The sequence below is a fragment of the Dactylosporangium sp. NPDC051484 genome, from assembly GCF_040689395.1.
GTDB lineage: Bacteria > Actinomycetota > Actinomycetes > Mycobacteriales > Micromonosporaceae > Dactylosporangium.
Map to the genome: position 1 here is coordinate 1 of NZ_JBFAZX010000046.1, position 20,340 is coordinate 20,340.

At 69.9% G+C, this 20,340-nt stretch carries 21 protein-coding genes and 3 pseudogenes; 9 read left to right on the forward strand and 15 right to left on the reverse strand.

The genetic code is table 11. The features are described from left to right. Positions 1–163: 163 nt before the first annotated feature. From AB0367_RS36330 to AB0367_RS36360, 7 genes and pseudogenes are all read right to left on the reverse strand, one after another. A complete protein-coding gene (locus AB0367_RS36330) occupies positions 164–532 on the reverse strand; it encodes a hypothetical protein (RefSeq protein ID WP_366231055.1) in 369 nt (122 codons plus the stop codon). 137 nt (positions 533–669) lie between these two features. Next, positions 670–1,362 carry a 50S ribosomal protein L11 methyltransferase gene (locus AB0367_RS36335; protein WP_366231056.1) on the reverse strand — a complete coding sequence of 231 codons (693 nt, stop codon included), beginning with the start codon at positions 1,360–1,362 and terminating at the stop codon, positions 670–672. Between the two features lie 328 nt (positions 1,363–1,690). Then, complete coding sequence (locus AB0367_RS36340) at positions 1,691–1,894, reverse strand: cold-shock protein (RefSeq protein ID WP_259865589.1); 204 nt, start codon at positions 1,892–1,894, stop codon at positions 1,691–1,693. A 140-nt stretch (positions 1,895–2,034) separates the two neighbouring features. Beyond that, a complete protein-coding gene (locus AB0367_RS36345) occupies positions 2,035–2,226 on the reverse strand; it encodes a hypothetical protein (RefSeq protein WP_366231057.1) in 192 nt (63 codons plus the stop codon). Continuing rightward, on the reverse strand, positions 2,223–2,672 hold the full coding sequence (locus AB0367_RS36350) for a VOC family protein (RefSeq protein ID WP_366231058.1): 450 nt from the start codon (positions 2,670–2,672) through the stop codon (positions 2,223–2,225). Before AB0367_RS36350 ends, AB0367_RS36345 begins: the two co-directional genes overlap by 4 nt. Positions 2,673–2,705: 33 nt before the next feature. Next, positions 2,706–3,365, reverse strand: coding sequence for an NADP-dependent oxidoreductase (locus tag AB0367_RS36355; protein ID WP_366231085.1), 660 nt, complete (start codon positions 3,363–3,365; stop codon positions 2,706–2,708). A gap of 12 nt (positions 3,366–3,377) precedes the next feature. Next, positions 3,378–3,824 (reverse strand): annotated as a pseudogene (locus tag AB0367_RS36360) (alcohol dehydrogenase catalytic domain-containing protein); the annotation flags it as partial. A gap of 29 nt (positions 3,825–3,853) precedes the next feature. On the opposite strand from AB0367_RS36360, the gene AB0367_RS36365 reads away from it, so the two are divergent. The 7 genes from AB0367_RS36365 (at position 3,854) to AB0367_RS36395 (ending at position 10,545) form a co-directional block, all read left to right on the forward strand. Next, the gene (locus AB0367_RS36365; protein WP_366231059.1) at positions 3,854–4,126 is read left to right on the forward strand and encodes a hypothetical protein; all 273 of its coding nucleotides are present in this window, start codon (positions 3,854–3,856) and stop codon (positions 4,124–4,126) included. A gap of 302 nt (positions 4,127–4,428) precedes the next feature. Beyond that, a complete protein-coding gene (locus AB0367_RS36370) occupies positions 4,429–5,181 on the forward strand; it encodes an SDR family oxidoreductase (protein ID WP_366231060.1) in 753 nt (250 codons plus the stop codon). A gap of 53 nt (positions 5,182–5,234) precedes the next feature. Beyond that, positions 5,235–6,029 (forward strand): hypothetical protein, encoded by a 795-nt coding sequence (locus AB0367_RS36375; RefSeq protein WP_366231061.1) that lies wholly within the window; start codon positions 5,235–5,237, stop codon positions 6,027–6,029. A gap of 538 nt (positions 6,030–6,567) precedes the next feature. Next, entirely contained in the window at positions 6,568–6,819 is a 252-nt protein-coding gene (locus AB0367_RS36380) for a hypothetical protein (protein ID WP_366231062.1), read from the forward strand. 231 nt (positions 6,820–7,050) lie between these two features. Further along, the gene (locus AB0367_RS36385) at positions 7,051–8,181 is read left to right on the forward strand and encodes a glycosyltransferase (RefSeq protein ID WP_366231063.1); all 1,131 of its coding nucleotides are present in this window, start codon (positions 7,051–7,053) and stop codon (positions 8,179–8,181) included. Between the two features lie 166 nt (positions 8,182–8,347). Then, positions 8,348–9,460 carry a ferredoxin reductase gene (locus AB0367_RS36390; RefSeq protein WP_366231064.1) on the forward strand — a complete coding sequence of 371 codons (1,113 nt, stop codon included), beginning with the start codon at positions 8,348–8,350 and terminating at the stop codon, positions 9,458–9,460. Between the two features lie 11 nt (positions 9,461–9,471). After that, positions 9,472–10,545: an acyl-CoA desaturase gene (locus AB0367_RS36395; RefSeq protein ID WP_366231065.1), complete on the forward strand. Its 1,074-nt coding sequence runs from the start codon at positions 9,472–9,474 to the stop codon at positions 10,543–10,545. Between the two features lie 96 nt (positions 10,546–10,641). Here AB0367_RS36395 and AB0367_RS36400 read toward each other — a convergent pair. Beyond that, positions 10,642–10,812, reverse strand: a pseudogene (locus tag AB0367_RS36400) (two-component sensor histidine kinase); the annotation flags it as partial. Here AB0367_RS36400 and AB0367_RS36405 point away from each other — a divergent pair. Continuing rightward, positions 10,782–10,943 (forward strand): annotated as a pseudogene (locus tag AB0367_RS36405) (ABC transporter permease); the annotation flags it as partial. The pseudogenes AB0367_RS36400 and AB0367_RS36405 sit on opposite strands and share 31 nt — an antisense overlap. Before the next feature lie 148 nt (positions 10,944–11,091). Here the strand turns inward: AB0367_RS36405 and AB0367_RS36410 are convergent. From AB0367_RS36410 to mgtA, 4 genes are all read right to left on the reverse strand, one after another. Further along, entirely contained in the window at positions 11,092–11,919 is an 828-nt protein-coding gene (locus AB0367_RS36410) for a HEAT repeat domain-containing protein (RefSeq protein WP_366231066.1), read from the reverse strand. A gap of 253 nt (positions 11,920–12,172) precedes the next feature. Further along, positions 12,173–12,577: a hypothetical protein gene (locus tag AB0367_RS36415; RefSeq protein ID WP_366231067.1), complete on the reverse strand. Its 405-nt coding sequence runs from the start codon at positions 12,575–12,577 to the stop codon at positions 12,173–12,175. Positions 12,578–12,675: 98 nt separating this feature from the next. Next, on the reverse strand, positions 12,676–13,629 hold the full coding sequence (locus tag AB0367_RS36420) for an alpha/beta hydrolase-fold protein (RefSeq protein WP_366231068.1): 954 nt from the start codon (positions 13,627–13,629) through the stop codon (positions 12,676–12,678). Positions 13,630–13,773: 144 nt separating this feature from the next. Beyond that, the gene (gene mgtA / locus AB0367_RS36425) at positions 13,774–16,419 is read right to left on the reverse strand and encodes a magnesium-translocating P-type ATPase (RefSeq protein ID WP_366231069.1); all 2,646 of its coding nucleotides are present in this window, start codon (positions 16,417–16,419) and stop codon (positions 13,774–13,776) included. A 198-nt stretch (positions 16,420–16,617) separates the two neighbouring features. Here mgtA and AB0367_RS36430 point away from each other — a divergent pair, with 198 nt between their 5' ends. Then, a complete protein-coding gene (locus tag AB0367_RS36430) occupies positions 16,618–17,943 on the forward strand; it encodes an NtaA/DmoA family FMN-dependent monooxygenase (RefSeq protein WP_366231070.1) in 1,326 nt (441 codons plus the stop codon). 42 nt (positions 17,944–17,985) lie between these two features. On the opposite strand, the gene AB0367_RS36435 is transcribed toward AB0367_RS36430, so the two are convergent. Genes AB0367_RS36435 through AB0367_RS36445 form a run of 3 tightly spaced genes read right to left on the reverse strand, consistent with a single transcriptional unit; the run spans position 17,986 to position 20,265 of the window. After that, positions 17,986–18,129, reverse strand: a complete 144-nt coding sequence (locus AB0367_RS36435) for a hypothetical protein (RefSeq protein WP_366231071.1) — start codon at positions 18,127–18,129, stop codon at positions 17,986–17,988. Continuing rightward, positions 18,126–18,926: an SDR family NAD(P)-dependent oxidoreductase gene (locus AB0367_RS36440; protein ID WP_366231072.1), complete on the reverse strand. Its 801-nt coding sequence runs from the start codon at positions 18,924–18,926 to the stop codon at positions 18,126–18,128. Before AB0367_RS36440 ends, AB0367_RS36435 begins: the two co-directional genes overlap by 4 nt. Positions 18,927–18,942: 16 nt before the next feature. Next, positions 18,943–20,265: a M20/M25/M40 family metallo-hydrolase gene (locus tag AB0367_RS36445; RefSeq protein ID WP_366231073.1), complete on the reverse strand. Its 1,323-nt coding sequence runs from the start codon at positions 20,263–20,265 to the stop codon at positions 18,943–18,945. Positions 20,266–20,340 lie beyond the last annotated feature (75 nt).

The window sequence follows — 20,340 nt, forward strand, 5'->3', positions numbered from 1 at the left end:
GGGGGGGGGGTTCGCCGCCGCCCGCCCCGCGGGGGGGGGGGGGGGGGGGGGGGGGGGGGGGGCCCGGGGGGGGGGGGGGGGGGCCGCCCGCCCCCCCCCCCACGACGGCCCTACCGGTGCAAGTCGCTGGACGTCGCGTGAACACCGACAGTGGCTTCCGGGTTCAGGCGCCGCGTCGTGGTATCACCTTCGGCTCTTGCAGGTCGGCCGGCAGCGCCGTCGACAAGCACGATCCGGTGGCCGTGCACCGGTAGTAGCCGAGGTGGTCCGGGGTTCCTTCGAAGATGACAGTGTCATCAGTGTCCCAGAAAAGCGGCCGGGAGCCGGAGGGTAGATCGATGGTGACCGGTCGCCAATTTCCGGCATGCAGGTCTGCTGTACGGATCAGCACATTGCGTGGCTCAGCGGTCGCCGCGGTGGCCGTGTAGAGGACCGCCCAGGTACCGCCGGTGGAGATCTGGCCGGAACCGTACGGCGTCGCCAGCCATGGTGCGCAGAACCCGGTGTGGCCGGTCGGCACCGTATCAGTCAAGGCGACCACGTCAACGCAGGCGGAGGCGATGTCCGTGGCGATGGCATGGTCCGGTGGCCGTACGGCGCGGCCGAGACGGCCCCCGTCGACGATCGAGACCTGGCCGCGGTCGTCGCGCGGACCCTGAGCAATCGTGTTCAGAGTCGGCGCGGTTGGAGCACGGTGATCTCGCTGATCTGCGGCTCCGTTGAGGTGCCGGTCGCTGGTGCGGGGTAGCTGGCCAGGGTCCTCAACTCGTCCTGGGGCAGGTATTGGCGTCCGGGGTCGCCGATCAGTACGCAGGCACCGCGCACTGTGGCGCGCTGGAGAAACGGCCACATCCGGTGCGCGAGGGCTTCCTGGTAGAAGGCGTCACCGGCGAGTACGACCTCGGCGTCGCCGCCGTCCCCGTCGAGCAGATCACCGTGGCAGGTTGTCACAGCCACGTGGTTGACCCTGGCGTTGAGTGTGATCGCGGCCAAGGCGTACGGGTCGATGTCGTTGGCGGTCACTGCCGTGGCGCCGGCAAGTGCGGCGGCGATGGCTGCCAGTCCCGATCCGGAGGCCAGGTCCAGTATCCGCTTGCCGGCGACTGTCGTTGGGTGGTCCAGCAGGTAGCGTGCCAGCGCCTGTCCGCCTGGCCATGCGGTTGCCCAGAACGGGGGCGTCAGCGCCGTCTTGGCGTCTGCTTCCATTCTTGCCCACCACACGATGGGGTCTTCGGCCAACAGCAGGCGCAGTTCGGGCACGAGTGCCGTGGGGGCCAGTCGCAGCCGGTCAGGGCCGATGACCTGCGGTGCGAGCAATTCGGTCTCAAGATAGGTAAGGGCGTCTGCGCCGCGACTGTTCACGGCGCAAGCTTGACATCCTCCCCTCCCAAAGGGAGGGGATTGCCTGGGTCGCCCCAGGGGTTCCTGCTTCACCGCCGACCGCCCCGTCCGGGAGGACTCCCGCTGAGGTCTTGCACCAGTGGAGAGGGTGAGGAGGCCGTCCAGTCCGGCCTCGATCCCGACAACAGTGTTCACCGCTGGGATGTCGGGGATCACGTCGTCGCAGAGCAGGGACACGGACCAGCGTCCGGCCGCGTCCTGCGACACGGTTACGGTGGACGGACTGGGCACCCGCACAGAGGCTGTGCGGGTGCCCAGTCTTCGCTGTGGGGTTCCTACTGAGGGCCGGTCAGACGCCGCGGACGTTCTCCGCCTGCGGACCCTTCTGTCCCTGGGTCACCTCGTATTCAACCTTCTGACCTTCCGTGAGCTCACGGTATCCACCGCTGGCGATGGCCGAGTAGTGAACGAAGACGTCCGCTCCTCCGTCATCCTGCTGGATGAAGCCGAAGCCCTTTTCGGAATTGAACCACTTGACGGTACCGCGAGCCACACGTTCCTCCTGATGGTGGTGGGAACCCGTCCGTCGCCAATCGCCGGCGACAGACTCCCACCCAGACTGACCCCATACCCCCGCGGAGGATAAATAACCGTCGGCTCCCACTCGGACAGCTGGCCTGTCTGTTGCGGGACCTACCGGTGCGCGTCCTGGCCCGGATGCGTTCGGACCGGGTGCTGCGCCGACCAGATGTGCAGGATCTGGCCGGTGACGAGGCCCGCCCGTTCTTGGTAGAAGATTCCGTCGGCAATCTCGCCCGTCCGTCCGAGGGCGTGCACGGCGGCGAGGCGCGCATACGACGAGGCGTCGACCATCGCCGTCTTCATGACACCGAGGGAGACGGCAACCATGGCGACCAGTCCCCCTCTGGGTCGGTGGTTTGCCCCACCTCGATCAGATAACCGTCGGGATCGCGTATGTAGCAACGCATCTCGTACTGGTGCTGCTTCGGCGGCGTCAGGAATTGAGCACCCCGGGCGCTCCATTCGGCGTACACGGCCTGAATGTCTGCGACCCGAATATTGAGGAAGCTGCTGACCCGGTCGGGATCGCGTGGCGTCTCCAGGGTGACCGCCGGCTTGTCGTCGGTCGGGCCTCCACCAACATTGATGATGATCCAGCTGTTGGCTAGCGCGACATAGGTCGGCCCTCCGGAGAAGACCACCCTGCCGCCGAGTACTTCGGTGTAGAAGCGCCGAGAGCGCTCGACATCGTCCGAGACGATGAAATGGGCCAACACAATTCGCCCTACGGGCGGTGTGAGCTCGGCCATCTAGCACCTCCACTGGTGGGGACTCATACCCGCTTACGACGGGGTGCCGTCCGCGACCCGGATGATCATCTTGCCGGGCACCCGGCGGTCGGGCGCGAACGCGGACGGCACCTCTGCGAGCGGCTGTACGGCCCTGATGATCGGCTTCAGCCGTCCGGATCGCACCCGCTCGGCGAGGTCCGCCAGCCGGGACCGGTCCGGCTCGACGACAAAGAAGATCGCCCGGCCGTCAGCGGGCCGCACCTTCGGCGGGCCGACGATCGTGACCAGCGTTCCGCCGGCGCGCACCAGCGGGGCCGAGCGTTCGAGGACCTCGCCCCCGATTACATCGAACACCACGTCGACCTCGCCGACCTCCTCCAGCCGGTCGGCCTGCAGGTCCACGAACGCGTCCGCACCCAGCCCAAGTGCAGCCTCCCGGTCCGCGGCACGACCGGTGCCGATCACGTGAGCGCCCAGTTCGTGGGCCAGTTGCACCGCGATTGAGCCGACGCCGCCCACGGCGCCGTGGATCAGGAGGGTCTGGCCGGTCTCTAGCTCTGCATGGTCGAACAGGCCCTGCCAGGCGGTCAGCCCGGAGATGGGCACGGCGGCGGCCACGGTGTAGTCGATGTCCGCCGGGAGGGGGGCGAGGTTGCGGGCTTCCACTGCGGTGTACTCAGCCAGCGATCCGTCGCGGGTCCAGTCAGCCATTCCGAACACCCGCTGGCCCACGGTCAAGCCGGTGGTGCCGTAACCCAACTCGGTGACAACACCCGACAGCTCGTGTCCGGGTACGCTCGGGGTTCGGTCACGGCCGGCACGGTCGGTCCACGTGCCCGGCCAGTCCAGTTCCCCCGGGGTGAACCCAGCCGCGTGGACGCGCACGATCACGTCGTTTTCGGCCGCGTGGGGGTGTGGGATGTCGGACAGTGTGAGCCCAGCGCCGCCGGCGGCACGGTCTCCTACGGTGATGGCTTGCACATAGGTTCCCTTCTGGGACGGGTTCACGTTCTGACGCGACCCAGGCACGTACCTGTCAGACCGCGAACCGACGCCTCCCGATGCCCTGTCCGCCCATCCTCTTCCCCTGGCCCGTGAGCCAAAACCACCGCGACGACAACTCCGGCGATCAAGCGCCGTGACCACCGGACCGTGTCTGCTACGCGCCACCCGGCCGACCGCCGCGGCAGGCGGCCGGTGTGGTCGCGGGCGGCCAGCAGCAGTGCGGCGATCACCTGCGGCGTGGGCCGCACGGCGAGGTGCACGCTGCGACGCCGGTGCCGGAACCGGCCGCGAGCAACAACGTCGCCGCGGTGCTGCGGGTCGCGCTCGACGACCAGCCGGACCGCAGGCTCCAGGTCGGGATGGTGTGGCGGGTGGCTGCCGAGCAGCAGCCACCACGGGCCGGGCCGGTCCGCGGCCTCGGCCAGGAGCACCTCGGCGCCAAGATCCAGGCCGACCGTCGGGGGTAGGACCGGACGAGCCCGCATCTCAGCTCAGGTGCAGCCACCCTCGCGTGCCGGACCGGCCTCGCCGTTTCCGCGCCGCGGGAACACCGTTGGCCCCGGGTCGGCGTGCTGGGGCGGTCTGTTGCCCGGTCAGGGCGGGCGCCCACCCCGGCCGTATCTCCGGCGTGGAACGTGGAACATGTTCCTGTCGGCTTGGGGCAACCGCATCAGTGTGTTCGACAACTCCCACGCACTGCACTACTCACCAACCTCGCCAGCATGAACAGAGAGCGAAGACGCACAGACTGGGATGGAGGAGGGCTGAGATGACCGGACGTTCTGGGAGGGTCGCCCTGGTCGCCGGGGGTAGCCGCGGCATCGGTGCGGCTACCTCGCGGCTGCTGGCGTCGCTGGGCATGCGAGTGGTGGTGAACTATCGGTCCAGCGACGCGGACGCGGACGCGGTGGTCGAGGAGATCCTCGCCGCCGGCCGCGAGGCCATAGCGTTGCGGGCCGATGTGCGCGACCCCCGCGAGGTAGACGGGTTGGTCAAGGCGGTGTCCGCGCGGTGGGGCGCGGTCGAGGTGCTGGTCAACAGTGTCAGAATCCCGTTTGCCATCAAGTCCTTCCAGGACATAACCTGGGAGGAATTCGGCGGCAAGGTTTACGACGAGATGCTGGCCGCCTTCACGCTCACCAAGGCCGTGGCACCGGCAATGATCGACCAGCGTTACGGCCGGATCGTTCACCTCGCGACCGGCCTGGCTCGGCAGCCGCGGGAGGAGATGATCGCGCTCGGCACGTCCAAGGCAGCGCTGGTGCAGTTCGCCCGCTACGTGGCCAAGGAGCTGGGCCCCTTCGGCATCACCGTCAATGCAGTCTCCCCGGGCATGGTAGAAACCGAAGTCGCCGGGAAGGTTTCCCCGCAGGTCAGGGCGCGGCTGGTCGCGGCGACCCCGCTGGGGCGGATCGCCCGGCCGGAAGACGTGGCCAGGGTCGTCGCCTTCTACGCAAGCGACCAGAGCGGCTTCATGACCGGTACGTACGCGCCGGTAAACGGCGGCCTCGCGATGGACTGACGACGCCGGACCGATCGACAGCAACGCGCGTCCCAACGGCGAAACCGGGGGGGGTGGCACCCGCCATACAAACACTCGACCTCGTCTATGCCGGGCGGGGGATCCACGAGGAACTGGTCGCCTACGTCGCCGACCAAGAGGACTACTTCGCCGACGAGGGTGTGCACGTCGCGCTGCGCGACGGCTGCGGCTGGGATATCGAGCGGCTGCGCCGGGGCGCGACGATCGGGCTGGGCCGTGCGCTGTTCTCCCGGCTGACCGACCAAATCCCGCGGACGGCGCTGAGTGTGAACACCCACCGGCCCCTGTTCTGGTTCCTCGCCCGCGGCGACCTGACCTCCCTGCAGGACTTGCAGGGCCGCCGACTCGCGGTGCACCACCCGCGCACGCCACCCGGCTGCTTCGCACGCATCGTGCTGCGCCGCAACGGCCTCGACCCCGACCGCGATGTCAAATGCATTGCCCGCGAGCCCGGTGACTACGGACTGGACCTCCGCGGGCTGCGCAAAGGCTCGATCGACGCCGCATCCGTCGGCATCGGCGACGCCATCGCAGTGCCTCCGCAGGACTGGGCCCGCTGGTGTGGCTTAGTCCTGCGCCAAGGCCTGAATCGCGGCAGCCGGAATGTCATCGGCGAAGCGGCAGATGGTGGGTGCAGGTTTGGACTGCACGCGGCGGGTAGCAGGCGGAAGCCGGGGCGGGCCGAGCGGGATGTGAAGGGCCGCCCCGGCGGACGGGATAGTTGTAGGCAGTTCGGCAACAAGCGCCGGCGGGCGAAACATGGGGGCTTCCCTGCCCGCCGGCGCCCGCCCGTCCGGGGACGCCGCCCGGATGCGCACGGTGACTGATTGCGCACTGCGCGGAAAAGGTGGCCGTTTGCCACACCCGCGCCTTCAGCTTCGGCAAGATGTGGTCTGGGCCGGCGCGACGGCCAGGTGGCTCCACCGGAGTCGCCGCCTTCCGCAGCACGGCAGCCGTCGCGCCGGCCGTGAACAGTACGACGCCCCAGTCCGAAGACCGGGGCGAAGACGGATGCTCGGGGCGTCTCACCCGAACGGCTTGCCCGCGCGAGTTGCCCGCAGCGAGATCGCCCGAATCTCCTCACATCCGTCGATGAGCTGGGACAACATGCGGGCCTTCTGCTTGTTCACGTACGCCGCGAGATGCGCCCCAGTCTCGTCACAGAGCCCCGTCGTTGTCTCGTTCTGTCCGGTTTAGCTCCGGCCCGCCGGGCAGCCCGCAACGACCAGTCGCGGCGCGCCCGGGTCCGCGCCGAAGATGTAGGTTGGATGCGTGCCGCCCATCGGCGGCCGGAGCCGGTGCCGCAATGATTGTCCATTGTGGATGATTGGCCGGTGTCGCGATCCGCCGAAGGGGACACACGCCATGACCATCGAGTATCCGACCTGTCTGCTGTACCTGCTCACTGTCGGCCGGGACAAGGAACTCGTGCTGCGGGTACACGGCACCGAGCTCTCCATCGAGCAGCTCGCCGCGTGGATGACGGAGGAGACCGTGCACCCGCTGACCGTGTCGCGGTTCGGCGACGAACAGACCTCGACGCTGCTGCTGAACTTCCGGCACGTGGTCGGCGCACGGCTCGCCCCGTACAGCGAGACGCGCACCGGATCGTTCTGACCGGCTCGGCCGCGTGCTACGGTGAACAGCGTTGGCCCGTCTCGATCGACGCCCCGGGTCTGCGGCGGCGAACCGTCGCCACCATGGTGCTCGCACCGAATGACCAGCGCCGGGTAAGCATTCTGCGCTCGCCGGCCGGCGCCGCACCCACCATTGAGAGGTGGGTCTCATGCCAGCAATGCACGGCAACCGCTGCGTCCATGCCCATCCCCGGCCGGACGGTCGTCGGCGATGACGATCTCCTACGGATTCCTGAGCACGTACCCGCCGACCCAATGCGGCCTGGCGACGTTCACGGCGTCACTGCTGCATGCACTCACCTCGCCTGCCTGTGGGGACCGCGCGGGCGTGGTGCGCGTGGTGGAGGCGGCCACCTACGCGGATCGCCCGGAGGTTGTGGGGCACCTGGTGTCGCATTCCCCCGGCGGTGAGGTGCCGGCCGCCGCCGCGCTCGACCGCCACGACGTCGTGATCGTCCAGCACGAATACGGGATCTTCGGCGGCACCGACGGCGAGGACCTGCTGCCTGTGCTGCGCCGGCTGCGCGCCCCCGCGATCGCGGTGCTGCACACCGTGCTGAGCCGGCCCACCACGCACCGGAAAGACGTGCTCGAACAGGTCGTCGCGCTCGCCGGCGCCGCCGTCACCATGACCGAGACGGCCCGGGCACGGCTGGTCGCGGAGTACGACGTGGACCCGGACAAGGTCACCGTCATCCCGCACGGCACGCCCGAGGTACCACCGCTGCGGCTGCTCAACCCGTCTGGTGAGCCCGTGATCCTGACGTGGGGGCTGCTCGGCCCCGGCAAAGGGATCGAGTGGGCGATCGCCGGGCTGCGGCTGGTCCGCCACCTGCTGCCACGCCCACGGTACGTGATCGCCGGCCAGACGCACCCCAAGGTGCTCGCCGAGCAGGGCGAGGCGTACCGGCTCATGCTCTACTCCCGGATCCGGGCCCTCGGCGTCGCCGGCCTGGTCACGTTCGAACGTGCCTACCTCGAGCAGGACCGCCTCTACCGGCTGATCAGGCGTGCGGATATCGTGCTGCTGCCGTACGACTCACCGGACCAGGCCACCTCGGGCGTGCTCGTCGAGGCATTGGCGGCGCACAAGCCCGTCATCGCCACCGCCTTTCCGCACGCCGTGGAGGTGCTCGGCGGCGGCGCCGGTCTGCTCGTGCCGCACCAGGACGCTCCGGCGATCGGCGCCGCCCTCAAACGGGTGCTCACCGAACCCGACCTCGTCAGCAGCATGTACGACGAGGCCAGTCGCATCTCCCAGGGCAGCCGCTGGACCGTCGTCGCCGAGCGCTACCGCACCCTCGCGGCGACACTGCTGAGCCGGACGCCGGTACCGCGTTGACCGCGCGGTACCCGCAGCCCTCCTACGACCACCTGCTGCGCAGCCGCTGGGCCACTCCGGGGACAGTGCGCTCGGTGGGCATGATCTGGCCTTCACCGTCGGTCGCATCGCGCTGCGAGGTTAGCGCCCGTGCACACGGGTAGGTCGCGCCCCGTTGAGGGGGGGTATGCCGTTGTCGTCATCCGGCGGTTCAGCTGTTACGGGCGGGTGGGGCCGCGGGACGACCGCGCGCCGGCGTGTGCTGGACGCGACGTCCTGGTTGACCACGCCGCTGCTGCCCGATGACTTTCTCGGGCTGGTCAATCCGCTGTGGTCGCTGCGGGGACTGCGCGGCCGGGTCGAGCAGGTGCGGCCGGAGACCGCCTCCGCGGCGAGCCTGGTGATCCGTCCGGGGATCGGCTGGACGGGTCACCGCGCCGGTCAGTACGTGCGGGTAGGTGTCGACATCGACGGTGTCCGGCACTGGCGCCCCTTCTCGCTGTCCTCGTCACCGCACCGCCCCGACGGGCGCCTCACGATCACCGTCAAGGCCACGCCGGACGGGCTGGTTTCGCCATACCTGGTGCGCCGCGTGACGCCCGGGACGATCGTGCGCCTCACCCCGGCCGAGGGTGACTTCGTGCTACCCGAACCGACACCCCAACGGCTGTTGTTCCTGACCGCGGGCAGCGGCGTCACGCCGGTGGCGGCGATGCTGCACAGCCTGGCCGCCCAGGATCGCATGCCGGACGTGGTGCTGGTGCTGTCCGCACCGACCTCCGAGGAGGTCATCTTCGGCCCGGGCCTGCGGACACTCGCCGCAGGATGGAAGAGCCTGCGGTTGTACGAGCGGCACACCCGCACCAGCGGCCGGATCACGATGACGCAGGTCCGTGACCTCTGCCCAGACTGGCGTGAACGCCACACGTGGGCGTGCGGCCCAGCCGGGATGCTCGACGACGCTCAGCGGCACTGGCGGCGGGCCGGCGTCGGCGACCGCCTGCGGGTCGAGCGCTTCCAGACCGCCCAGGTGTCCGGCGGTACCGGCGGCCGCGTCAGGTTCGCCGCGAGTGGACGCACGGCGCACGCGGACGGCAACACACCACTGCTGGCGGTCGGCGAGCACGCCGGTGTGCTCATGCCCAGCGGATGTCGCATGGGCATCTGCCACAGCTGCGTAGTACGGCTGCGCTCCGGCCGGGTCCGCGACCTGCGCACCGGCCGCGAGCACGGCGACGAGGGTGAACTCATCCAGACCTGCGTCACCGCGGCGGCCGGTCCCGTCGAGATCGATGTATAGGAGACCCACCTGTGCCTGTGCCCGGACATCTCACCGAGGTCGACATCAAGGAGATCGGCCGCGAACTCGACCGAATCCGTGACGAGGTGGCCGCCAGCCTGGGCGGCGACGACGCCCGCTACATCCGCCGGGTCATCGCCGTCCAGCGGGGCCTGGAGGCGGGTGGCCGCACCCTGCTGGCGGTCTCGATCCTGCCGCCGGCGTGGCTGGCCGGCACCGCGGCACTGGCCGTCGCCAAGATCCTGGAGAACATGGAGATCGGCCACAACGTCCTGCACGGTCAGTGGGACTGGATGCGCGACCCCGACATCCACTCCACCACCTGGGAATGGGACCACGCCGCGCCGGCCGACATGTGGAAACACTCGCACAACGTCGTGCACCACACCTACACCAACGTGCTGGGCAAGGACCGCGACATCGGCTACAGCGCGATGCGCGTCAGCCCAGAACAGCCCTGGCGCCCGATCTACCTCGCCCAACCGCTCTACAACGCGGCGCTGGCCGTTGCCTTCGAGTGGGGCATCGCCATCTACGACGTCGAGCTGGAACGTGCCTGGCGGGGCGAGAAACGCTGGGGTGAGGCACTGACCCAGCTGCGCGGGGTGCTGCGCAAGGCCCGCCGCCAGGTCATCAAGGACTACGTGGCGTTCCCGCTGCTGGCCGGCCCGTCGTTCGTGCCGGCCCTGCTCGGCAACCTCCTCGCCAACGTGGCCCGCAACGTGTGGTCACACACGATCATCTTCTGCGGCCACTTCCCCGAAGGCTCCGAGGTGTTCACCGAAGACCAACTCGACGACGAGACCCGCGGCGAATGGTACGTGCGGCAACTGCTGGGCTCGTCCAACATCGACGGCGGCCCGCTGTTCCACCTCATGTCCGGCAACCTCAGCCACCAGATCGAGCACCACCTCTTCCCCGACCTGCCCAGCAACCGCTACGCCGAGATCGCCCCGAAAGTCCGCGACCTCTGCGAACGATTCGGGCTGCGGTACAACACCGGCTCCCTCACCCACCAGACCGCCAGCGTCTGGAAAACCATCTTCCGCCTCGCCCTGCCCAACCGGGAGTCAGCCAGTGCGTAGGACGCATTGACCCGCAGCGACTCCCCAAGAACTCAAAAGATCTCCAGGAGGCGTTTCTGTTCGACGCCGAACGGCAGGCCGCGGCAACCGTCTATGTCAGGAAATCGCCGCCGGCCGGGGTGCCGTGGGCAGGATCGCGGTGACGACCAGCCCGCCGCCATTGCGCGGCTCGGCGTGCACGGTCCCGCGGTGCGCACCCGTGACCGCCCGCACGATGGACAGCCCGAGCTCCGCGCCCGGCGGTCGTGCTCGGCAACGCGGCCGCCCGGCGGCTCGGGGTCGTTTCGGTGGGTGACGGCGTCCAGGTGTACCTCGACCGCCGCTGGTTCACCGTGATCGGCATCCTGAAGCCGGTGCCGCTGGCCCCGGAACTCGACGCGGCAGCGCTCGTCGGCTGGGCAGCCATGATGGCCGCCTGCATGTGACGTCGACGTGCTCGGCAATGCTGTGAAGCCCGGGTGGTCGACCTGGTCCGCGAGCGCTTGCGTTCCGCCAGCGGACGTGGCCGGGCCCACGACCCATGCCCGCCGGACGCGAAGATCCGGATCATCGGGCCGTGACGGGTCCGATCTGCCCCCCGCGCGAGGCGATGGCAGCCTGGATGCGCCGCACGGTGCGCAGGGCCTTCTTCGCCGCGACGCGGACCTCGCCGTCGAAGACCGTCGCGCCGCGGTCCTCGGCCTGCAGACGCTCCAGGGTCGGCACGACCCGCTCGTCGCCGGTCGAGCCGAGGGCGACCGCGGCCCAGTAGCGGCGGTTCGGATCCTGGTCCGCGGCCGCCTCGACCAGCCGCGGGATGATGTCCGGGGTGAAGAGGGCCAGGCCGCTGGCTATGTGGCCGATCCGCGGGAAACGTCGGTGCTCGAACTCGTCCCACAGCGCCTCCAGGGCCTCGGCGCCGCCGATCTTCGCGAGCGCGTCGGCCGCGCGCTGGCGCACCCACTCAGCGCTGTCGCCGAGCAGGGGGCGCAGCGCCGGGACGGCAGATGCGTCGCCGAGCACGCCGAGGGCCTTGATCGCCTCGTCCACGGCGATCCACTGTGGATGGTCAAGGAGTTCGATCAGCTGTGGCACGGCCTCGCGGACGTCCATCGCGGCACAGCCCATCGCCGCCCAAGCCTGGCAGTTGTACCGTGTGTCGGCCAGCGCCTCGAGCAGTGGCTCGCGCAGGCCGGGGTCCGCGAATACGGCCGCCTGATTCATGGCTCGGGTGTAGAGCGACCGATGGTAGTCGGGGTAGTCACGAACCATCGCCTGCAACGCCGCGATCGCCGACGGATCGCCGTGGTCGCAGGCCCGGTCGAGCAGCCGGTAGAGGTGCTCTTCCCGGGTGTCGAGGTCGCCCTTGCGCAGGCCGGCGAGGTCGGGATTCACAGCAGTCCCTGAATCCGGCCGGCGAATCGCCGTGCCATCCGTTCGGGGAATGCCTTCGTCGGGGCGGTCACAATCGGTATTGTACGGCGCGGTTTCCGGACACCGAATTCTGGCGGCCCGACGCGAAGCGGCGTCTATGCCGGTCTCCGGTTATCGCGGTGGACGCCGGCGGCCGGACACGACAACCGATGACGGCCTGACCAAACGCACCCGCCACCGGGTGGCGCTGGGACAGAGGGGGCAGCCACCCCTTCTACGCGTCGGCCTGGTCGAGCGTCGTTGTTCGAGACGCGTGCCGCCGTTTGGCACGTAGCCAGGTGACCCAGATGGCGGCCGTGCCACCTATCCATCCCGCGAGTGCGTTGCTGAGGAAATAGGCCCACCAAGGCTGCGAGTGGAGGGGCCGGATCTCATGAGCGATGAACAAGACCACCAATGCGACCGGCAAAAATACGGCTACGGTGGTGATCACATGCCGAACCCGAGACGGCGACGCGGGGCTGATCGCCGCGACACACGCCGCGAAGACCGCGGGGTTCGGCGCGGATGTCCTCGGCCAGACAACATGGAGGATCAACCCCGCAGTGCTCATGAACACGACGGCCATCGTGACCCGGACCAGGTCAGACTTCCACGGGTAGTCCTCAGCGGTCGGCACGCCAACACGATAATTGCCGCTTACGAGATGCGCCGTCCACCAAACAGCCGGGATGGTGGTCCTGTGGGCCGCCCCCGATCCGGACGGCCCATGACCTCTCAGTCCGGGAGAATTCCGTATCGGCGGGCAGTCGTCGGGTCCCGTCGTTCCGCCTCCGCCAGCTCTGGTTCGAGCGTCGCACGCAGGGCGACGGAGGCGCTGGCGCCGAAGGCGTCGAACTTGGGCGGGGCTGTCTGCCGACCGCCGGCAGCCCAGTCCCGCCACGCCGCTTCCAGGTCCCGATCCGCCGCGGTACGGTCCTCGCCCGCCGCCCTGCGCTGGGCCGCTGCGATGAACGCAAGCGCGGCCCGTTGCGCGGAGACCGCCTCGGGCCCCAGATGATCGGCACCGTGGACCAGGTGATATTCGTGGCCGATGTCAAGGTCCCAGAGCGCCCGATGGAGTTGCTCGGTGCCGTCGTGCATCGCGAACACGTCAGTGTCGCCGCAACGCAGAAGGATCGGCAACCCACTGGCTCGGATGGCGTCGGCGTTGCCTCGCAGCCGGTGCAGGACGCTGTTGGCGGCGAACCCATGACCCTCGTCGGCCATCTCGCTGCTCAACCGGGCCAGCACATCGAGGGTGTTGCGAGGTCGTAACTGCTCAGGCGTCAGCGCGGGCAGGAGAGCGGGAGCGACTGCCGCTACCGCGAGCCACCGGGACGGCTCCGCGAAGGCGATCTTCAGCGCGCCATAGCCGCCCATCGAAGCACCCATCAACGACACGCGGGTCGGATCTGCGCCGTACTCCTGCTCCAGCAAGCGGGGGAAGGACGTGGCGATCAAACTCTCCCAGCCGTTGCCGGTCCGGTCGATGTAGAAGCCGCCGATCGTGGGAGTCGAGGCGCTGGCGATCACGGATCGGGGCAGCGATCCATCAGCCCATGCACCGTCGACGATCGGCTGCAACGTGGCCAGGAAGTCGCTGGAGGAGTTCGCGCCGTGCAGAACCAGGATCAGCGGCAGTGTCTCACCGCTCGTCCAGCCGTCCGGCGTGAGCACGGTGTAGGGCACTTCTCCTTCCACCAGCGGGTCCCGGAAAACGTCGCGGGTGAGATGACTACTCATGGTCGCCACCCTCACACAGGCGCACCACCGGGGGCCAACCCATTAACCCCGGCGCCACTCGCTCCCCCAGCCCGGGACCGGTTCGGTCGGCTACCTGGTGCCTGTGGTGTTCGGTGCCGGGCTGCCCGCGTAGCTGAAGCGACCGGCGCGGCGCTGCACGTGGTGGGTGTGGCCACGTCGGTGCGGCGTCGGCGGATGCGCCGGTCGGCGGGTGAAGAAGGCGCGCTTGGCGAGTTCGATCAATGCCAGGTAGGCGATGGCCATGCCGGCGAGGGCGGCGAAGAAGCCGATCGGCAGGGGTTGGAATCCGAGCAGGTGTGACAGCGGTGAGAGGGGCAGCAGCGCGCCGACGAGGATGACGCCGGCTACCGCCAGTGTCAGCGGCAGGCTGGGCTTGCTGCGCAGGAACGGGATCCGGCGGGTGCGGATGGCGAAGATGACCAGGGTTTGGGTCGCGAGGGATTCGACGAACCAGCCGGTGCGGAACAGCGCCGGGCCGGCGTGGAACACGTGCAGCATCAGCCAGAAGGTGGCGAAGTCGAACAGCGAGCTGATCGGGCCGAAGACGAGCATGAACCGGCGGATGAAGGCGATGTCCCAGTGCGCGGGCGCAGCGACCTGTTCGGCGTCGACGGAGTCGGTGGGGATGGCGAGTTGGCTGGCGTCGTACAGCAGGTTGTTGAGCAGGATCTGGCTCGGCAGCATCGGCAGGAACTTCAGGACGGCAGAGGCCGCGGCGGCACTGAACATGTTGCCGAAGTTGCTGGATGTGCCCATGAGAACGTATTTGATGGTGTTGGCGAAGATCCGGCGGCCTTCGGCGACGCCATCGGCGAGTACGCCCAGGTCCTTCTCGAGCAGCACCACGTCAGCGGAGTCCTTGGCCACGTCGGCCGCGGTGTCGACGGAGATGCCAACGTCGGCGGTGTGCAGGGCGAGCGCGTCGTTGACGCCGTCGCCGAGGAAACCCACGACGTGCGACTGGCGCAGCAGCCGGACCAGGCGGGCCTTCTGCTCCGGTGACACCCGCGCGAAGATGGTCGCCGCGTTGGCGGCGGCGGCGAGCTCGGCGTCGTCGAGCGCGTCGATGTCGACGCCGGACAGCGTCTTCGTGTCGGTGAGCCCGAGGTCCTCGCAGACCTTGGCGGCGACGACGGCGTTGTCCCCGGTGGCGATCTTGACGGTGACGCCGAGCCGTGCCAGCCGGCGCAGCGATTCGGCGGCGTCCGCTTTCGGCGGGTCGAGGAAGGCGAGGAATCCGTCGAGGTGCAGGTCGCGTTCATCGGCGGCGGTGAGGGAGGTCGCGGTCGTGGTCCGGCTGGCTACGGCGACGACGCGGATACCCTGGGCGAAGAAGCGGTCCAGGGTGGTGTGCGCGTCGGCCGGGATGTCGGCGCAGCGGGCGAGCACCGACTCGGGGGCGCCCTTGACGACGATGCGCGACGCACCCCGTGGATCGCGCACCAGCGCTGAGGTCATCCGCCGGTCGTGGTCGAACGGGACAGATGCGATCCGCCGGTACGCGGTGGTGTCCGCCCCGGCGTGCGCCGCCTGCCACAGGGCCGCGTCGAGCGGGTTGGCGCCGGCCTGACCCTCGGCGTCAGTGGCCAGTAACCCGTGCAGGAGGACCTCGGTGCTGTCGGCGCCGGCGGTGTCGGCAGCGGCGCGGAAGCTGATGGTGCCGTCGGTGAGGGTGCCGGTCTTGTCGGTGACCAGGACGTCCATGTCGCCGAGGTCCTCGATGCACACCAGCCGCTTGACCAGCACCTTGTATCGGGCCAGTTGCCGGGATCCGGCGGCCAGGCTGGTGCTGACCACGGCGGGCAGCAGCTGCGGCGTGATCCCGACGGCGATGGCGAGGGAGAACATCGCCGAGTCGAGCAGGGGTCGGCGTAGCAGCAGGTTGGTGACGAAGATCCCGATCGTGAGCACGACCGCGACCTGGAGCAGTAGCACGGAGAACCGGCGCAGCCCAGCCTGGAACGACGTCTCGGGTGACCGCTCGCTCAGCCCGGCGGCGATCCGCCCGAACTCGGTGTGCGTGCCGGTCGCGACCACGACGCCGACACCGCTGCCGCTGTGCACGACCGTGCCCATCAGTGCGCAGCATGTCAGGTCCGCCAGCGCCGTGCCGGCCGGCACCGGCGTGGTGTGCTTGTCGACTGGCAGCGACTCTCCGGTCAGCACCGCCTCGTCGCAGGCCAGGCCGTTCGTCTGCAGCAGCCGCAGGTCGGCGGGCACCACGGCGCCCAGGGTCAGCCGGACCACATCGCCGGGGACCAGGGTACGGACGTCGACGTCGGCAGCGCGTCTGTCGCGGATGACCGTGACGGTGTGGCGGATCTCGGCGTGCAGGGCCTGCGCCGCGCGTTCCGCACGATATTCGTTGACGAATCCCAGGCCGACGCTGGCGGCGAGGATGATGCCGATGATCACCGCGTCGGTGCGGTCGCCGAGAAGGAACGAGATCGTCGCCGTGGCGGCGAGCATGATGAGCAGCGCGCTGCGCAGCTGCCGGGCGAGGATCCGCCAGCTCTGCACCCGATGCGAATGCACGGCGTTGGGCCCGGCCGTCGCCGCACGGGACGCGGCGTCAGCACCGCTGATGCCGTCGGGACCGCTGGTCAGGGCGTGCAGGACCTGGTCGCTGGTCATGGCCGCAGCACGCGCGACCGGCACGTGGGTGTCCCGGTGTGGTTCGGTGTTCGAGCCGACTGCGGCCGAGTTGACAGTCACGGTGCCGCTCCTTCGTCTGTCGCCGGCTCGTGGCCGACACAGCGAACGTACGGCCGGCGCGGGAATGGTGGCTCGGGTCCGCGGTCCTGACGTCGCAGGGACCTTCGCCTCGGACATGCGCGTCCAGCGGCACGGGCTGACGAAAACTGTGACGGTCGACATATTTCACTACTGATTCAGTAGGAATATCGTTCGGGCATGACGGCGCGCCCACCCCGTACGCTCGCCACCGTGACCGGCGCGGGCGGATCCCCCGGCCCATACGAGCTGGCGCTGGATCCCACGAAGTCCACGGTGGACACCGCACGGAAGGTGGCGGAGCTGGCCGAGGCGGCCCGCATCGACGCGCTCTTCGTGCCCGACCTGCTGACGTTCGGCGCGCAGGGCACCATCGGCGCGCAGGAGCCCCTCGTCTACGTCTCGGCGCTGAGCCAGGTGACGTCCCGGATCGGGCTCATCGCCACGGTTTCGACCACGTTCCACCACCCGTACAACCTGGCCCGGCTCTTCGGCACGCTCGACCACGTCAGCAACGGCCGGGCGGCGTGGAACCTGGTCACCTCGGCGATCGGCGAGGAGAACTTCGGCCCGGAGGGCCTGCCGAGCCCGGAGGAGCGTTACGCGCGGGCCGCCGAGACGCTCGACGTGGTCAACGCGCTCTGGGACAGCTGGCGTCCGGGCGCGCTGCGGATCGGCCCGGACGGCCGGGCGATCCTCGACCGGGACCGCATCCGGCCGATCGACCACGTCGGTAAGTACTTCAGTGTCGCCGGTCCGCTGAACATCCCGCCGCTACCGCAGGGCCGGCCGGTGCTCGTTCAGGCCGGGCAGTCGGCGGCCGGCGTCGAGTTGGGCGCCCGCTACGCCGAGGTCGTGTTCACCGCCCTGTCGACGATGGAGATCGCGCGGGAACACACCGATCGGATCCGCGCGAGGGCGGCGCAGCTCGGCCGGCCGTCCGGCCTGCCCCTCATCTTCAGCTCGTTCCACGCCACGTTCGGCGCGACCGAGGCCGAGGCCCGGCGGCTGGTCCGCGAACGGCATGAGGCGATCGACTTCGAGGCCGGCCGGGCGCTGGTCGCCGACATGCTCGGCGGCGGCGTCGACCTCTCGGAGGCCGGGCTGGACGCGCCGCTGCCGGAGAGCCTCCTGCCGGACGTGGCGGCCGTGCACCGCCGCCGCGGCCGGGTCGAGATCTTCAGCGGCTATGCGCGCCGCGGGTATACGCTGCGCGAGCTCATCATCGCCGCGCAGGACACCGGGCACTGGAGCGTCGCCGGAACGCCGGAGCAGCTCGCCGACGCAGTCGAGGAGCGGTTCCGGGCCGGTGTGCTGGACGTGCTCTCGGTCGGCGGCCTGGACGACCCGCGCCAGCACGACTTCGTCGTCAACGGGCTGCTGCACGACCTGCGCAAGCGCGGGATCGTCAAGGACGACTACCTCGGCGCGACCCTGCGCGACAACCTCGGCCTCGCCAGTCCCGCCGGGCAGGAGGGGACGGCGCGGCCGACGCCCTCCCCGTAGCCGAGTTCGGTGGCGACGGGACCAGCGGGCTCGCGACGGGCGTCACCTGCCCCGGGGCCGGTCCCGCTCCAGCAGCGCCAGCTGCCACGCGAGCGTGAGCCCGGACAGCACCCAGAACGCCGGTTCCGAGCGCAGCAGCAGCGCCACCAGGGCACCGGCGAACAGCACGGCCACGACCGCCATCACGCCCGCCCGTCCAGCCGGTCCTTGGTGATCGACCACAGCCGGGCCGCCGCGCCGGCGTCGAAGTCCGGGCCGTCCACGGCGATCCGCCGGCCCTCCACGATCGCGCTGAGCGCCTCACCGGGCGGGTCGTCGATCGCGGCGAGGATCGGAGGGAGCGCGGCTGACGGTGGCTTGGCGGTGGCCCGTATCGCCTCGACATGGGCCCGCGTCGCCGGGTCATACGTGCCGGAGAACCCGGTGGCGGTGGCGCCGGGGTGGATCAGGACGTAGCGGATGCCCAGGTACCGCTGGACGGACGCGACGCCGAGCAGGTCGTTGAGCTTGCCGCCCTGGCCCAGCGCCGCGCCGCCGTGGTAGTCGCGGCGCAGCTCGAGATCGTGCCAGCGCACGAGGTGCAGTCCACCTCCCGGGCCTGCGACGTTCACCACGACCGGCCGGGGCGCTCGCGCCATCGCCGGGGCGAGGCCGTGCCCGAGCAGGTAGCGGCTCAGGTACAACAGGGCGAAGTTCTCTTCGATTCCTTCGGCCGTCTCTGTGCGTTCGCTGCGGTAGTGCCGCGCGCAGAGCACGAGCGCGTCCACCACGGGGTTGCCTGCGGCGACCGCGTCGACGGCCTTCAGCGTCTCGGCGACCAGGCTCAGGTCCGCGGTGACGAACTCGACCCGCCCGCCGAACAGCTCGTGGCCCTTGGCCGGGTCACGGCCGATTACCACGACGCGGTCGCCGCGGCCCAGGCGCTCCTCCACGAGCGCCCGGCCGATACCGTCGGTGCCGCCGGCCACGACGACGGTCTTCATCTGCCCCACCACCGCCTCAGCTGTTGAGCAGGAAGCGCGTCAGGACCCGGGTGCCGAACTCGAGGCCCTCGACGGGGACCCGCTCGTCGGGGCCGTGGAAGAGTGCCGTGAAGTCCAGGTCCGGGGGCAGTCGCAGCGGCGCGAACCCGAAGTTTCGGATGCCGAGCCGCTGGAAGGACTTCGCGTCGGTGCCCGCGGAGAGCATGTACGGCAGGACGTGCGCACCCGGGTCCTCGGCCGAGATCGCCGATGCCATGGCATCCACCAGGTGGCCGTCGAAGGTCGTCTCGACCGGCGGAAGTAGGTCCCATTCCCGCTCGACGTCCGGTCCGAGCAGCTCGGCCAGCGTCCGTTCGAAGTCCTCCTCGTGGCCGGGCAGCATGCGCCCGTCCACGGTGGCCTCGGCCAGCGACGGCACCACGTTGGACTTGTAGCCCGCGTTGAACACCGTCACGTTGGCGGTGTTGCGCAGCGTGGCGCCGATCAGCCGCGCCATCGAGCCGAGCCGGGCGACCGCCGCCTCGGGGTCATCCTCGTCGAAGGGCACGCCGGACAGCTCGCTGACGCCCTGCAGGAACTCCCGCACCGGGCCGGTCAGGACGATCGGGAACCGATGGGCGTCGAGCCGGGCAACCGCGGCGGCCAGCTTGGCCACGGCGTTGTCGGTGTGCACCATCGAGCCGTGGCCGGCGGTCCCGCGGGCCTTGAGCCGCAGCCACATGAGGCCCTTCTGCGCGGTCTCGACGAGGTACGCGCGGACGCCGTCGCGGACGGTCAGCGAGAACCCGCCGACCTCGCTGACCGCCTCGGTGACGCCTTCGAAAAGGTCCGGGCGATGGTCCACGAGCCAGCGGGCTCCCTGGAAGCCTCCGGCCTCCTCGTCGGCGAGGAACGCGAAGACGATGTCCCGGGGCGGGACCGTGCCGTCCTGCTTGAACTGCCGGGCGACGGCGAGGCTCATCGCGACCATGTGCTTCATGTCGATGGCGCCGCGGCCCCACACGTATCCGTCGCGCACCTCGCCGGAGAAGGGGTGCACCGTCCATTCGGACGCATCGGCCGGCACGACGTCGAGGTGGCCGTGGACCAACAGTGCGCCGCGGCCCGGGTCGGCGCCCGGCAGTCGCACGACGACGTTGCCGCGGCGCTTTCCACCCGACTCGACGTAGAGGGGTTCGTAGCCGGCGTCGGTGAGCTTCTCCGCGACGTACTCGGCGGCTTCGCGCTCACCGGCCAGTGTCGCCGGGTCTCCGGTGTTCGTCGTGTCGATCCGGATCAGGTCACTCACGAGGCTGGTTACCTCGTCCACCGCGGAGGTCGTACGTCCGGCCAAAGTCACCGATACATCCTATCGGATAAGTAGGATTTGGTCCATCGACGCCCGCCGCGCGAACCACCGGGCCGTCGCCACCGG